At 70.3% G+C, this 12,501-nt stretch carries 11 protein-coding genes; 3 read left to right on the top strand and 8 right to left on the bottom strand.

Annotated elements, in window-relative coordinates:
* The first annotated feature begins 138 nt into the window (after nucleotides 1–138).
* Nucleotides 139–1,485, top strand: a complete 1,347-nt coding sequence (locus ACZ7M2_RS04575) for an ammonium transporter (protein WP_471594099.1) — start codon at nucleotides 139–141, stop codon at nucleotides 1,483–1,485.
* The gene (locus ACZ7M2_RS04570; RefSeq protein WP_067369901.1) at nucleotides 1,482–1,820 is read left to right on the top strand and encodes a P-II family nitrogen regulator; all 339 of its coding nucleotides are present in this window, start codon (nucleotides 1,482–1,484) and stop codon (nucleotides 1,818–1,820) included. The genes ACZ7M2_RS04575 and ACZ7M2_RS04570 overlap by 4 nt, the downstream gene beginning before the upstream one ends.
* On the opposite strand, the gene ACZ7M2_RS04565 is transcribed toward ACZ7M2_RS04570, so the two are convergent.
* The 8 genes from ACZ7M2_RS04565 to ACZ7M2_RS04530 all read right to left on the bottom strand — a co-directional run bounded on the left by ACZ7M2_RS04565 (nucleotide 1,714) and on the right by ACZ7M2_RS04530 (nucleotide 10,277).
* A complete protein-coding gene (locus ACZ7M2_RS04565; RefSeq protein WP_471594098.1) occupies nucleotides 1,714–2,799 on the bottom strand; it encodes a DUF916 domain-containing protein in 1,086 nt (361 codons plus the stop codon). The genes ACZ7M2_RS04570 and ACZ7M2_RS04565 overlap by 107 nt on opposite strands.
* Before the next feature lie 86 nt (nucleotides 2,800–2,885).
* The gene (locus ACZ7M2_RS04560; RefSeq protein ID WP_201264268.1) at nucleotides 2,886–4,235 is read right to left on the bottom strand and encodes a beta-xylosidase; all 1,350 of its coding nucleotides are present in this window, start codon (nucleotides 4,233–4,235) and stop codon (nucleotides 2,886–2,888) included.
* A 271-nt stretch (nucleotides 4,236–4,506) separates the two neighbouring features.
* Nucleotides 4,507–4,983, bottom strand: a complete 477-nt coding sequence (locus ACZ7M2_RS04555; RefSeq protein WP_075032686.1) for a hypothetical protein — start codon at nucleotides 4,981–4,983, stop codon at nucleotides 4,507–4,509.
* Nucleotides 4,984–5,291: 308 nt separating this feature from the next.
* Nucleotides 5,292–6,101: a GNAT family N-acetyltransferase gene (locus ACZ7M2_RS04550; protein WP_471594097.1), complete on the bottom strand. Its 810-nt coding sequence runs from the start codon at nucleotides 6,099–6,101 to the stop codon at nucleotides 5,292–5,294.
* A gap of 42 nt (nucleotides 6,102–6,143) precedes the next feature.
* Nucleotides 6,144–7,406, bottom strand: a complete 1,263-nt coding sequence (locus ACZ7M2_RS04545) for an MFS transporter (protein WP_471594096.1) — start codon at nucleotides 7,404–7,406, stop codon at nucleotides 6,144–6,146.
* Entirely contained in the window at nucleotides 7,403–8,731 is a 1,329-nt protein-coding gene (locus tag ACZ7M2_RS04540) for a GH1 family beta-glucosidase (protein WP_471594095.1), read from the bottom strand. The genes ACZ7M2_RS04545 and ACZ7M2_RS04540 overlap by 4 nt, the downstream gene beginning before the upstream one ends.
* Before the next feature lie 173 nt (nucleotides 8,732–8,904).
* Nucleotides 8,905–9,171: a protealysin inhibitor emfourin gene (locus ACZ7M2_RS04535; RefSeq protein ID WP_471594094.1), complete on the bottom strand. Its 267-nt coding sequence runs from the start codon at nucleotides 9,169–9,171 to the stop codon at nucleotides 8,905–8,907.
* A gap of 32 nt (nucleotides 9,172–9,203) precedes the next feature.
* Nucleotides 9,204–10,277 (bottom strand): M4 family metallopeptidase, encoded by a 1,074-nt coding sequence (locus tag ACZ7M2_RS04530; RefSeq protein ID WP_471594093.1) that lies wholly within the window; start codon nucleotides 10,275–10,277, stop codon nucleotides 9,204–9,206.
* Between the two features lie 353 nt (nucleotides 10,278–10,630).
* On the opposite strand from ACZ7M2_RS04530, the gene leuA reads away from it, so the two are divergent.
* The gene (gene leuA / locus ACZ7M2_RS04525) at nucleotides 10,631–12,352 is read left to right on the top strand and encodes a 2-isopropylmalate synthase (RefSeq protein ID WP_352046152.1); all 1,722 of its coding nucleotides are present in this window, start codon (nucleotides 10,631–10,633) and stop codon (nucleotides 12,350–12,352) included.
* Nucleotides 12,353–12,501 lie beyond the last annotated feature (149 nt).

Raw genomic sequence — 12,501 nt, 5'->3', positions numbered from 1 at the left:
CGACGCGGCCCCGTGAGGTTTCAGAAACCCCCACGCAATACGAAACACGCCGGAAACGCACACGTGCACAACCGGAAACGCGAACCCGTGACTCTCTGACGACGCCCCCGCACCCAGGAGAACCGAGGAGAGCCGTCCGTGGAGTTCGTGCAGACCGTGGAGACCCTGGACACCGTCAACCTGGCCGCCGCACCCCACCTCGACACCGGCGACACCGCCTGGCTGCTTGCCGCCACCGCCCTCGTTCTCCTGATGACACCGGGCCTGGCCCTCTTCTACGGCGGCATGGTCCGCACGAAGAGCGTCCTCAACATGCTGATGATGAGCTTTGTGTCGATCGCCCTGGTCACGGTGGTGTGGCTGGCGGGCGGGTACTCGCTCGCCTTCGGGGACGACGCCTTCGGGGGACTCGTCGGCGGCCTGGAGCACGCGGGGATGAGCGGTATCGGGCCGGACAGTGTGCACGGGACCGTGCCCACCCTGCTCTTCGCCACCTTCCAGCTCACCTTCGCGATCATCACCGCCGCGCTGATCAGCGGGGCGATCGCCGACCGCGCGAAGTTCGCGGCGTGGCTGGTGTTCGTGCCGGTCTGGGCGCTGCTCGTATACGTTCCCGTCGCGCACTGGGTGTGGGGTCCGGGAGGCTGGATCGTGGCGAAGCTGGGGGCGCTGGACTTCGCGGGCGGGCTGCCGGTCGAGATCACCTCCGGCGCCTCCGGCCTGGCTCTCTGTCTCGTCCTCGGCCCCCGTCTCGGCTTCAAGAAGGACGCCATGCGGCCGCACAACCTGCCGATGGTGATGCTGGGCGCGGGGTTGTTGTGGTTCGGCTGGTTCGGCTTCAACGCCGGGTCCGCGCTGGGCGCCAACGGGCTCGCCGCCGCCGCTTTCCTCAACACCCTCGCCGCCGGCTGCACCGGCCTGCTCGGCTGGCTCTTCGTCGAGCAGAAGCGCGACGGCCACCCCACCACTCTCGGCGTCGCCTCCGGCGCGGTCGCGGGCCTGGTGGCCATCACCCCGTCCTGCGGGTCCGTGTCGCTGCTGGGCGCGCTGGTCGTCGGTCTCGCCGCCGGTGTCGTCTGCTCGTACGCCGTGGGCTGGAAGTTCAGGCTGAACTACGACGACTCGCTGGACGTCGTCGGCGTTCACCTGGTCGGCGGCATCATCGGCACGGCCCTCATCGGTGTCTTCGCCGACGCGACGATGACCGGTGGCGCCGAGGGACTGCTGTACGGCGGTGGGTTCGGACAGCTCGGCAAGCAGTTGGTGGCGGTCGTGGCCGTGGGGGCGTACGCCTTCACCGTCACGTACGGCATCGGGAAGGTGCTCGACAAGGTCGTGGGGCTGCGGGCGGACGAGGAGCACGAGCACACCGGCCTGGACCTTACAGTGCACGCAGAGACCGCCTACGATCACGGGGTCCTGGGCCACGGCGCCCCGGTCTCGTCATCCCTCTCCACCGCTCAGAAGGCCAAGGCCCAGGCATGAAGCTCATCACCGCCATCGTCAAGCCGTACCGCCTCGACGAGGTCAAGACCGCTCTCCAGGAGCTCGGCGTGCACGGGCTCACCGTCACCGAGGCCAGCGGGTACGGGCGCCAGCGCGGCCACACGGAGGTCTACCGCGGCGCCGAGTACCAGGTCGACCTGGTCCCCAAGGTCCGTATCGAGGTCGTCGTCGAGGACGCGGACGCGGAGGCCGCGATCGACGCGATCGTCAAGGCCGCGCAGACGGGGAAGATCGGCGACGGGAAGGTGTGGTCCGTACCGGTCGAGACGGTCGTACGGGTACGGACGGGCGAGCGCGGCCCCGACGCGCTCTGAGCCACCACGGGCGGGTACCGCTCCCGCGCGCGCCGAGCGGCCACGGACGGGTACCGCCCCTGCGCGCCCTGATCACCACCACGGCGGCGGCGATCCCCGCGCCCGTCACCACCGCCATCAGCCAGGGGAGCGCGAAGAACGACGTGCTCGCCGACTCCCGGGTGCCGGGCGCGCTGGCCGTCAATGTCACGTGGCCCCAGTCGAGTTGAGGCGCTCCGTGCCACGGCTCGGTCAGCCGGACCCGTTGCCCCGGCAGCAGCTCCGAGGGGATCTTCGTGAGCCCCCGGGACAGCAACGTACGCCCGAAGAGGCCTTCGGCCCGCAGCCGCACCTTCGGGTTCAGGGTCACGTTCCCGGTGTTGTGGAGGGTGTACGAGACGGTGGCGCCGCTCTCGCCGAGGCCGGGGACCAGGGGCTGGTGGTGGCTGATGCGGACCTTCTCGACGGCGAGGGCGGGGACGGTGGGTCCGCCGACCCGGAGGTAGATCCGGGCGCCGACCGCCCGTTGCACCGCCACCGAGGAGGTCGCCGCGTCCCCGGACTCGAGGCGCTCGTCGAGTGCGACCAGCGCGCCCGGGTGGTCGCCGGGCTCGGCCTTCTCGGGCACCCGGAGGGTGAACGGCACGGTCACCGAACCGTGCGCGGGCACCGTCACCCGGGAGCGGGCGGGGTGCGCCCACGCGCCGACCCCGAGCTGCTTCTCCTTGACCGTCCGCACCGCGAACCCGCCGTCGCGCGCGGTGTTGTAGGCGTCGGCGGCGTACAGCCGGAAGGTCAGCGGGGCGCCGGTCTTGTTGGCGACGGTGACCTTGTCCCGGAGGGTCTGGCCGGGGTCGGCGGAGAGGTAGAAGTACGGGCGGGCCGCGATCTGCGTGGAGACGGGGTAGACGGACCAGCTGCCGTTGTCGGCGGCGTACGAGGCGGGTGTGGTGAGCGCGAGAAGGAACACGGACAGGATGAGGACGTACAGCTTGCGCATGGGTGCGGACCCCCGCGGATGTGGGTGGATGGGCCCTGGGTGGACGGGCGGGTGCGCGCCCGGCCACCGGGGTGCGGAGGGGTGGGTCAGGTGAGCGTCAGCGTGAGCACACCGGAGTAGGAACCCGGCGGGGTGAACGCCGGTACGTCCAGTGACAGTCCGGCGTCGACGGTGAACTCACCGCCGGTGAGTGCCCCGTTGGGGGTGGACGCCAGCGTCGCTCCCGCACCGCCCACCGCGCCGGACGAACCGGCCTGGCAGGTGCTCGGGCTGCCCGCCTTGGTCGCGCAGGCGGGGGTCCAGCTCAGCTTCCCGGCATCGATCTTGGCGCCGGGACCGGTGAAGTCGGTGACCTTGCCGGTCAGGGACCAGCCCGCGGGTCCGCCGCGGAAGTCCTTGACCGTCACCGTCTGCAGGGCACCGGTCGAGGCCCCGCCCTTGCCGAAGTCCACCGCCGACAGCTGGACGGCGTCCCCGGCCTGGGACATCGACAGGGTTCCCGCCTTCACCGTGGTGGTGAGTTTCTGGGAGCCCGCCGGGACGGGAGTGTCGTCGACGACCACGTACGCCGCCGGTCCCGCTCCCTTGGTGTCGCTCCAGCTCGCGCCCTCGTACGCCACCACACCGGTCGTCGTCTTGTCGTTGACGGCCAGCGTGCCGCTGATCGAGCCCTGTGCGTCGGCGGTCGTGGTGGCGGTGTCGGCGGTCTGGGTGGCCCCCGACCGTCCGGCGAGGGTCACGCTCGCGCCCGGGGTGAAGTTGCTGCCGGTGACGGTCACGCTGTCACCGGGCTTCCCGGAGGCCGAACCGAGCGAGATGGCACGGTTGTTGGTCTGGGTGCCGTCCGTCGCGGTGATCGTCCCGGAGACCGGGGCGGGCGGGTTGGTGACCGTGCAGGGGGTGTCCAGCTCCAGGATGTAGCTGGTGTGGATGTTGTAGTCGCCGGGCGCGAGGGTGATGGCACCCGGGCTGGTGACGGTGAAGGTGCCCGTCATGCTGAACCCCGGGAAGGGCGCGTTGCCCGCCACCGGGTCGTTCTTCCTGGGGCCCGCGACCGTGACGTCTCCCGTCTGCGCGCCGCCGAGGGCGACCTTGCCGGTGGGCGTCATGATGTCGGCGGGCAGGGCGAGGGCGGTCGGGTTGTTCGCGGCGGGCGTGACCACCTTGTACGTCACGGTGACGGTGTCACCGACCTTGGGACTGGGGTTGTCCACCGTGATGATCGCGGTGGTGGTGCCGTCGATCGGCGGGATGCCCGCGATCGCCGGCGGGATGCAGTGCGTGGCGAAGTCCACGTTCTGGGAGTCCGCGGCCGCGGCGCCCGCCGGGGCCGCCAGCGCGCCTCCCGCGGTGACCGCCAGCGCGGTCACCCCGAGCAGTGCCGCCCAGCGGCGTCTTCGGGCGTGCGAACCCCTGGTTCCCCTGTGCGTTGCCATGTGCCCCCTCCTGAGGGATGCGGGCGCAGCGGCTCGTCTGCGCCGACAGGGGGCCATTGATGTGCGGGTTGTGTGAGAAGTCAATGGAGGGCCCGGACGATAACTGATGGGCCATCAGGTCGTGTCAATATCGTCAACTGGGCACCCCTGTAGGCCAGTTGGCTGTGATCAGGCAGTTCTTCGGTTCAGTGGTTCAGTGGTTCAGGCAGTACGAGGACCGGTGCCGCCGCGCGCGGCGACACCGGTCTTCACGTATGTGCTGTGGCGGGGCTCAGCTGAAGACGAACGGGCCCGGTGCCTGCGCCGCACTCGCGGTGCAGGTGATGGTGATGCCGAAGACGACCATCTTCAGCGAGCCCCCGTACGCGTCGAGGCTGTCGCCGGAGGCGACGGTGCCGCTGAGCGGGCCCACCGTGACCCCGCCGCCCAGCGGAATGGCGGGATTCTTCGTGCCGGTGAACGCGACGGTGCCGCCGCCGGACTTCGCCATGGTCAGGGTGGAGGCGATGGAGTCCTGCGCCAGCGCGATCGGCGCGGTGATCGAGGTGGAGCTGAGGGTGATCGTCGCGGCCGTGCCGGTCTGGGTGGCGGTGAGGGTGGCCGCGCCACCGCCGCCGATCGTGCAGGTCGCGTTGATGGTCGCGGTGAGCGGGGTGACGGCCGCGGCGGTCGGCGCGAGGGCCAGACCGGTCGCGGCGAGGGTGCCGGCGGCTAACGCCGCGGCGATACCGAGTTGCTTGCGTCTCATCGGGTTCCCTTCCCTTGTACGGGAATTGCCATGTGGGGATGGAGGGACGGAACCGTCTGCTCAGAGGCCGGGGCCGGGCCGGGCACACGGACGCGTCACCGGTGAACGCCGGTGCGGGTGCGGAGAGATGTGTACACGGACCGTCCGCGAGCGGGGTGCGGGACGCCAGCGGAGGCGTTTCTGACGGTCCGTCGGAACTAGCGGTTCCATTGATGCGCGAGCGGCTTGGGATTGCAAGGCATGCCGGGCGGTTTCTTCAGGGGTTGTCGAAAGTGGCCGAAGTTCGTCCCTGTCCCCTGATCGGCCCGCTACTCGGCGAGTTCCGCGATCAGCGCCGTCGCCACCGTCCGGAACCCCAGGCGGCCGTACATCCGCGCCACGTCCTCGTCCCCGGCCGACAGGAACAGCGTCTCGACGCCCCGCTCACGCGCGTCGGCCACGAGGGCGGCCGTGACGCCGTACGCCAGCCCGCGGCGCCGTTCGGCGGGCAGGGTGCCGACGCCCGCGATCTCGCTCACGCGGCCCACGGGCAGGTGCATTCCGGAACAGACCACGACGCCGTTCTCGACCGCCGCGGCCAGTACGGTGCGGCCCACCCGGATGCGGTCCGCGGCGGCGGGTACCTCGGCGGCGCGGGCGGTGATCTCGGTGGCCAGTTCGCCGGTTCCGGCCTCCCCCACCGCCGTGCCCGGCGCCGCGAACGCCACATGCGGCACCGCCAGCGCGCCCGCCAGGAAGGGGTCTTCGGGGTCCAGGACGCGGACCAGGGGATGCGGGTCGGGCAGCGGCGCGTCCTCGTCGCGGATCATCAGGGGATGCGCGTGCACCCGTAGCCCCGTCGCCTCGACCGCCTCCCGCAGGTCCGGCGTCACCTCCGCCACCCACTCGAAGGCCTCCGGCACGCACAGCTCCCGCTGCCGCGCCCGCACCCGTTCGACGTCCTCGGCGGTGGCCGCCGGGCCCGTCCGGCCCAGGGTGGGGCGCGCGTAGTAGGGCCAGCCCGTGGCCTCCCGTACGAAGAGGGTCAGCGGGCCGAAGTCCTCGGCCCGCGCGGCGGCGCGCGGTAGCGAGTCGTAGTAGCGCTCAAGACGGTCGAGGGATGCGTTCACAGTCGTCATGACGCCATCCAAGAGGCATTCGGATACCGGTGGCACCCGAATTCAGTCGACTCCCCTGATCCGCCCCACCAGCAGCGCCCCCGCCAGTCCGATCACCGCCGCCAGCAGGTACAGCACCCGGTAGCCGCCCAGATACGTCACGATCGGGGCCGCCAGGGCGGGAGCGGCGACCTGGGGGAGGGCGTTGGCGACGTTGATGACGCCGAGGTCCTTGCCGCGGTCCAGGGCCTTGGGCAGGACGTCCGTCATCAGCGCGAAGTCGACGGAGGTGAAGACGCCGAAGCCGATACCGAGGACCGCCGCCGCGACGATCGCGCCCGGCCAGGTCTGCCACCCGGAGAGGACCGCCGTCGCCACCGCCATGAGGACGCCCGACCAGATCACGAACGGCTTGCGGCGGCCCACCCGGTCCGACCACACCCCGCCGACCACGACCGTGGCGAGAAGGGTGACGCCGTTGACCGCGGTGAGGATCAGTACACCGTTCTCGGGGTCGTCGTAGTGGAGTCGGTCGCGGAGGTAGTACAGGAGGTAGAGCAGGACCAGGGCGTTGCTCAGGTTGATCAGGAAGCGGGTCAGCCAGGCCCAGGCCAGGTCCGGGTGGCGGCGCGGGCTCAGCCAGAAGGAGGCCGCGAACGTGCGCCAGGACCAGGCGGGGCGGGCCGAGGCGGGCAGCCGCAGGTCCTGGTAGCGCAGTACGTACGGCCCCACGCCCACCAGCGTGAACACCGCACACGCCGCGTAGCCGCCGCCCACACCCCCCGCCGCCGTCGCGAGGCCCGTTCCGCCCACCACGCCCAGGATCTGTGCCGCGCCCAGCCAGCCGCCCACGGAACCCCGCTGGAGCCGTGGGACGCGGTCGGGGACCGCCGCGGTGATCGCGGCGAAGGCGGCGTTCAGGGTGAGCTGGACCAGGCACCAGCCGGCCGCCATCGTCCAGACCCCGCCCGCTCCCGCAAGCAGCAGCAGGGAGAAGGCGCCGCCCGCCGAACCCGCCACGATCCACGGCGTACGGCGGCCCCACCGCGCCGTCGTCCGGTCGGACAGCGCGCCGAAGAGCGGGTTGGCGATCAGCGACACCAGTGCGCCCGCGCCCGTGACCCACGCCAGCATCGTCTCCTTCGACATGCCGGTACCAGGCGCGAAGTCCTCGGCCTGGGAGGCCAGCAGGATCTGCAGCGGGCCGTACCAGCCCACCCAGATCGCCCCGTTGGCGAGCGAGAGCGCCGAGGTCCAGCCCCGGCCGACCCGCTCGACGGGCTCGGCGAGCGCCCCCATGGACGCGACGGGGTCGGCCGCCGTCATCCCCGCGCCCGCAGCGCGTCGCGCAGCCAGGTGTACGACGCCTTCGGGGTCCGCTTCAGCGTGTCGTAGTCGACGTGGATCAGGCCGAAGCGCCGCGCGTACCCCTCGGCCCACTCGAAGTTGTCCAGCAACGACCACACGAAATACCCGCGAACGTCCACGCCCTGTTCCAACGCCCGGTGCAGCGCCCGGACATGGCCGTCGAGGAACGTGATCCGCTCCTGGTCGTCGATGCCCTCGTAACTACAGCCGTTCTCGGTGATGACGACCGGCGGGAGGCTGTCCCCATAGCGCTCGCGGAAGCCCACCAGCAGCTCGGTCAGCGCCTCGGGGACCACCGGCCAGCCGAAGTCGGTGACCGGGTAGCCCTCAAGTTCCCGCACGGAGAAGGGGAGTTCGGCGGGCAGGGTCAGTCCGCTGAACTCGATCTCCGCGCCCTCGGGGGCGCCCACCTTGGTCGGCTGGTAGTAGTTGATCCCGTACCAGTCGATCGGTTCCGCGATGACCTTCAGGTCCGCCTCGATGTCGCCCGGCATCAACTCGCCGATGCCGTCCGGGTATCGGCCCAGCAGCAGCGGGTCCGCGAACAGGCGGTTGAGGAGGAGGTCGTAGAAGTCGGCGGCCTCCACGTCCTCGGGCTGCTCGGAGGCCGCCCAGGTCGGGCCGTGCGAGTTGGCGATGCCGATGTCCGTGACGCCGGCCGCGCGCAGGGACCGGACGGCGAGGCCGTGGGCGAGGAGTTGGTGGTGGGCGATCGGCAGCGAGTCGAACAGGAGCCGTTTGCCCGGGGCGTGGGCGCCGAGCGCGTGGCCGAGCAGGGTGTGTTCGGCGGGTTCGTTGAGGGTGATCCACTTCTTGACGCGGTCGCCGAGGCGGGCGGCGACGACACCGGCGTACTCGGCGAAGCGCTCCGCGGTGTCCCGGTTCAACCAGCCGCCCGTCTCCTCCAGCTTCAGCGGGAGGTCCCAGTGGAAGAGGGTGGGTACGGGGCGGATGCCCGCCGCGACCAGGGCGTCCACGAGGCGGTCGTAGAAGTCGAGGCCGCCGGGTGAGTTCACGCGGGGCCAGGAGATCGAGAAGCGGTACGCGTCCACGCCGAGGTCGGCGAGGAGGGCCACGTCCTCGGGGTAGCGGTGGTAGTGGTCGCAGGCCACGTCCGCCGTCGAGCCGTCCTTGATGCGGCCGGGCTCGGCCGTGAACGCGTCCCATACCGACGGGTCGCGTTCGCTCGCGGCTCCCTCGATCTGGTGGGCCGAGGTGGACACGCCCCAGAGGAAGCCGGGCGGGAACTGCGGTAGGGGGTTCGTCGCCATGCGCGCGATCATCCTTACCGGCAGTAAGGGAAGTCAACGGGTCGGTGTGAACCGGGAGTTACGGCTTTTTGGGGGGCGCCTGAGCGGAGGGGTGGTGCGGTGGGTTTGCGACTGCGGCCCGGTGGGGGCTTGTCGCGCAGTTCCCCGCGCCCCTGAAAGAAGGAAGCTCACCCCTGTTTCGCATGCTATGCGCCCTCCTTCAGGACCCTTGAAATCAGCTTTCGCTGCTCCTCCGTCAGCCGTGGATCGGCGGCGTAGACCGTCTTCCCGTCCACCGTGATCTCGTAGCTGAAGCCGTCGGGGACCCCCGCGGGGCGCGTGCCCTGGCCGGAGGCGATCGCCCGCTCGGCCAGGGCCTGCCACTCGGGGGCGTCGGAGCGCCCCGAGGTGTCCACCTCGGCACGGCGCTCGATGCCCGCGAAGCCGCCCGTGCGCCTTACCTGAATACGCATGGGTCCTGTCTAGTACGAGCCGGGCGCCGAAGCTACGACGTCGGCACCCCGACCTGTTCCCAGGCCTTCGTGACGGACTGGAGCTCCTCGCCCTCGCCGTACCGGCTCCTGGCCTGGGCGACCGTCAGCTTGGCGAAGTCGGAGAAGCTCGCCTGGGACTGGAGCTCGCCGCCGGTGAGGACGTCGTACCAGATCTGCCCGGCGCGCTCCCAGGCGTGCCCGCCGAGGGACTGGGCGACCAGGTAGAAGGCGTGGTTGGGGATGCCGGAGTTGATGTGGACACCGCCGTTGTCGCGGCCGGTCTTCACATAGCCGTCCATCGTCGCGGGCTGCGGGTCCTTGCCGAGCACGTCGTCGTCGTACGCCGTGCCGGGCTCCTTCATGGAGCGCAGCGCCTTGCCGGTGACGCGCGGGGCGAGCAGGCCCGCGCCGATCAGCCAGTCGGCGTCCGCGGCGGTCTGGCCGAGCGTGTACTGCTTGATCAGCGAGCCGAAGACGTCCGACATGGACTCGTTCAGAGCGCCCGGCTGACCGAAGTAGGTGAGGTTCGCCGTGTACTGGGTGACGCCGTGGGTCAGCTCGTGGCCGATGACATCGACCGGGATGGTGAAGTCGAGGAAGATCTCGCCGTCGCCGTCGCCGAACACCATCTGCTCGCCGTTCCAGAAGGCGTTGTTGTAGTCGACGTCGTAGTGGACGCTCGCGGTGAGGGGAAGGCCCTCGCCGTTGATCGAGTTGCGGGCGTAGGCGTTCAGGTAGAGGTCGAAGGTGGCGCCGAGTCCGGCGTAGGCGCGGTTGACCGTGGCGTCCTTGCCGGGCTTGTCGGCCTCGCCGCGGACCTTCTTGCCCGGCAGGTCCTGGTGGTGCCTGGCGTCGTAGATGGTGCGCTGCGGCTTGTCCGCGGGCGCGCCCTGGGGCGGGGCCACGGTGGGCGCGCCGATGACCGTGGTCAGCCGGCGGTGGGTGCGCTCGAAGGCGTCGCGCTCCAGGGTGCGGCGCGCGGGCCCGGCGAGCGCGGGGTCCTCGTGCTGGGCCAGCGTGTCGAGGACGTGGGGCGGCACGATGGTGCAGAAGACAGGCTCGAAGCCTGCCGGGTTCGCGGTCATGCCCGGCACAATTGCACTGAGTTACTCCGCTGTCACTACCGGCGACCAAGATTGTGTGAAATGCGGCGATAAGGAGCCCATCGGTCCGCTCTTCAGTGGTAAAAGGGCTCACCCTGAGTGCTGCGCCACACTTTTTGTCCCTTTTCTTCCTTATGTGACCACGATCCCGCATACTGATACAGCCCTCCGGAGAGAGTGAGGCTCGGCTAGGCTGCGGAGCATCATGCGTATCGGGCTGCTTCTCCTTAGCTGCCGCGGCGAGGGCCTGTAGTCGAGGCCGACCCCCTCCCCGCGGAGTTCGGCGTTGCGCCGTCGGCCGTCCTTCCGGACACCCTCTGAGGAGCCCACGCATCATGCCGAACTTCCAGCAGTCCACCGCCATGCCGGTCCACAAGTACGGCAAGTACGAGCAGGTGGACATTCCGGACCGCACCTGGCCGGACAAGCGTGTCACCGTCGCCCCCCGCTGGCTGTCGACGGACCTGCGGGACGGCAATCAGGCGCTGATCGACCCGATGTCCCCGGCTCGCAAGCGCGAGATGTTCGACCTGCTCGTGACGATGGGCTACAAGGAGATCGAGGTCGGATTCCCGGCCTCCGGGCAGACCGACTTCGACTTCGTCCGTTCGATCATCGAGGACGAGACCGCGATCCCGGACGACGTCACGATCTCCGTACTGACCCAGGCCCGCGAGGACCTGATCGAGCGCACGGTGGAGTCCCTGGTCGGCGCCAAGCGCGCCACGGTCCACCTGTACAACGCGACGGCCCCGGTCTTCCGTCGGGTCGTCTTCCGTGGCTCCAAGGACCAGATCAAGCAGATCGCCGTCGACGGCACGCGGCTGGTCATGGAGTACGCCGAGAAGCTGCTCGACGAGCGGACGGCGTTCGGCTACCAGTACAGCCCCGAGATCTTCACCGACACCGAGCTGGACTTCGCCCTGGAGGTCTGCGAGGCCGTCATGGACGTCTGGCAGCCCGGCCCCGGCCGCGAGATCATCCTCAACCTGCCCGCCACGGTGGAGCGTTCGACGCCGTCCACGCACGCGGACCGCTTCGAGTGGATGTCGCGCAACCTGTCCCGCCGCGAGTTCGTCTGCCTGTCCGTGCACCCGCACAACGACCGGGGTACGGCCGTCGCCGCCGCCGAGCTGGCCCTGATGGCCGGCGCCGACCGCATCGAGGGCTGTCTGTTCGGCCAGGGCGAGCGCACCGGCAACGTCGACCTGGTCACCCTGGGCATGAACCTGTTCTCGCAGGGCGTCGACCCGCAGATCGACTTCTCGAACATCGACGAGGTCCGCCGCACCGCCGAGTACTGCAACCAGATGGAGGTCCACGCCCGTCACCCGTACGTGGGCGACCTCGTCTACACCTCCTTCTCCGGCTCCCACCAGGACGCCATCAAGAAGGGCTTCGACGCCATGGAGGCGGACGCCGCCGCGAAGGGCGTCACCGTCGACGACATCGAGTGGGCCGTCCCGTACCTGCCGATCGACCCGAAGGACGTCGGCCGTTCGTACGAGGCCGTGATCCGCGTCAACTCGCAGTCCGGCAAGGGCGGCATCGCCTACGTCCTGAAGAACGACCACAAGCTGGACCTGCCGCGCCGGATGCAGATCGAGTTCTCGAAGATCATCCAGGCGAAGACGGACGCCGAGGGCGGCGAGGTCACCCCGAGGGACATCTGGGCGATCTTCCAGGACGAGTACCTGCCGAACCCCGACAACGCGTGGGGCCGTATCCAGGTCAAGGCCGGCCAGACCACGACCGACCGCGACGGCATCGACTCGCTGACCGTCGAGGCCTCGGTGGACGGCACCGACACGGTCCTGACCGGTACCGGCAACGGTCCGATCTCCGCGTTCTTCGACGCCCTGCAGTCCGTCGGCATCGACGCGCGCCTCCTGGACTACCAGGAGCACACGATGAGCGAGGGCGCCTCCGCGCAGGCCGCCTCGTACATCGAGTGCGCGATCGGCGACAAGGTCCTGTGGGGAATCGGCATCGACGCGAATACGACACGCGCGTCGCTGAAGGCCGTGGTCTCCGCGGTCAACCGCGCGGCCCGCTGAGGACTTTGACCGGCACTTTCGGGGCCCTGTCCGCCTTTTGAGGCGGACAGGGCCCCGTCGTATACCGGCCAATCGCCGTGGAGATCACGGAAAGGTCTCGTCCAAGGTACTGACTCCGCCTCAACAATGTGGCTAACATCACGCCAGCG

It is taken from the genome of Streptomyces sp. NPDC111507 (assembly GCF_055638955.1).
This window is presented reverse-complemented; position numbering and strand designations above follow the sequence as displayed.

Excerpts from the sequence above, each read along its gene's own strand:
- ACZ7M2_RS04570 (WP_067369901.1), top strand. The coding sequence starts at position 1,482 with ATGAAGCTCATCACCGCCATCGTCAAGCCGTACCGCCTCGACGAGGTC.
- ACZ7M2_RS04565 (WP_471594098.1), bottom strand. The coding sequence starts at position 2,799 with ATGCGCAAGCTGTACGTCCTCATCCTGTCCGTGTTCCTTCTCGCGCTC.
- ACZ7M2_RS04560 (WP_201264268.1), bottom strand. The coding sequence starts at position 4,235 with ATGGCAACGCACAGGGGAACCAGGGGTTCGCACGCCCGAAGACGCCGC.
- ACZ7M2_RS04555 (WP_075032686.1), bottom strand. The coding sequence starts at position 4,983 with ATGAGACGCAAGCAACTCGGTATCGCCGCGGCGTTAGCCGCCGGCACC.
- ACZ7M2_RS04550 (WP_471594097.1), bottom strand. The coding sequence starts at position 6,101 with ATGACGACTGTGAACGCATCCCTCGACCGTCTTGAGCGCTACTACGAC.
- ACZ7M2_RS04545 (WP_471594096.1), bottom strand. The coding sequence starts at position 7,406 with ATGACGGCGGCCGACCCCGTCGCGTCCATGGGGGCGCTCGCCGAGCCC.
- ACZ7M2_RS04540 (WP_471594095.1), bottom strand. The coding sequence starts at position 8,731 with ATGATCGCGCGCATGGCGACGAACCCCCTACCGCAGTTCCCGCCCGGC.
- ACZ7M2_RS04535 (WP_471594094.1), bottom strand. The coding sequence starts at position 9,171 with ATGCGTATTCAGGTAAGGCGCACGGGCGGCTTCGCGGGCATCGAGCGC.
- ACZ7M2_RS04530 (WP_471594093.1), bottom strand. The coding sequence starts at position 10,277 with ATGACCGCGAACCCGGCAGGCTTCGAGCCTGTCTTCTGCACCATCGTG.
- leuA (WP_352046152.1), top strand. The coding sequence starts at position 10,631 with ATGCCGAACTTCCAGCAGTCCACCGCCATGCCGGTCCACAAGTACGGC.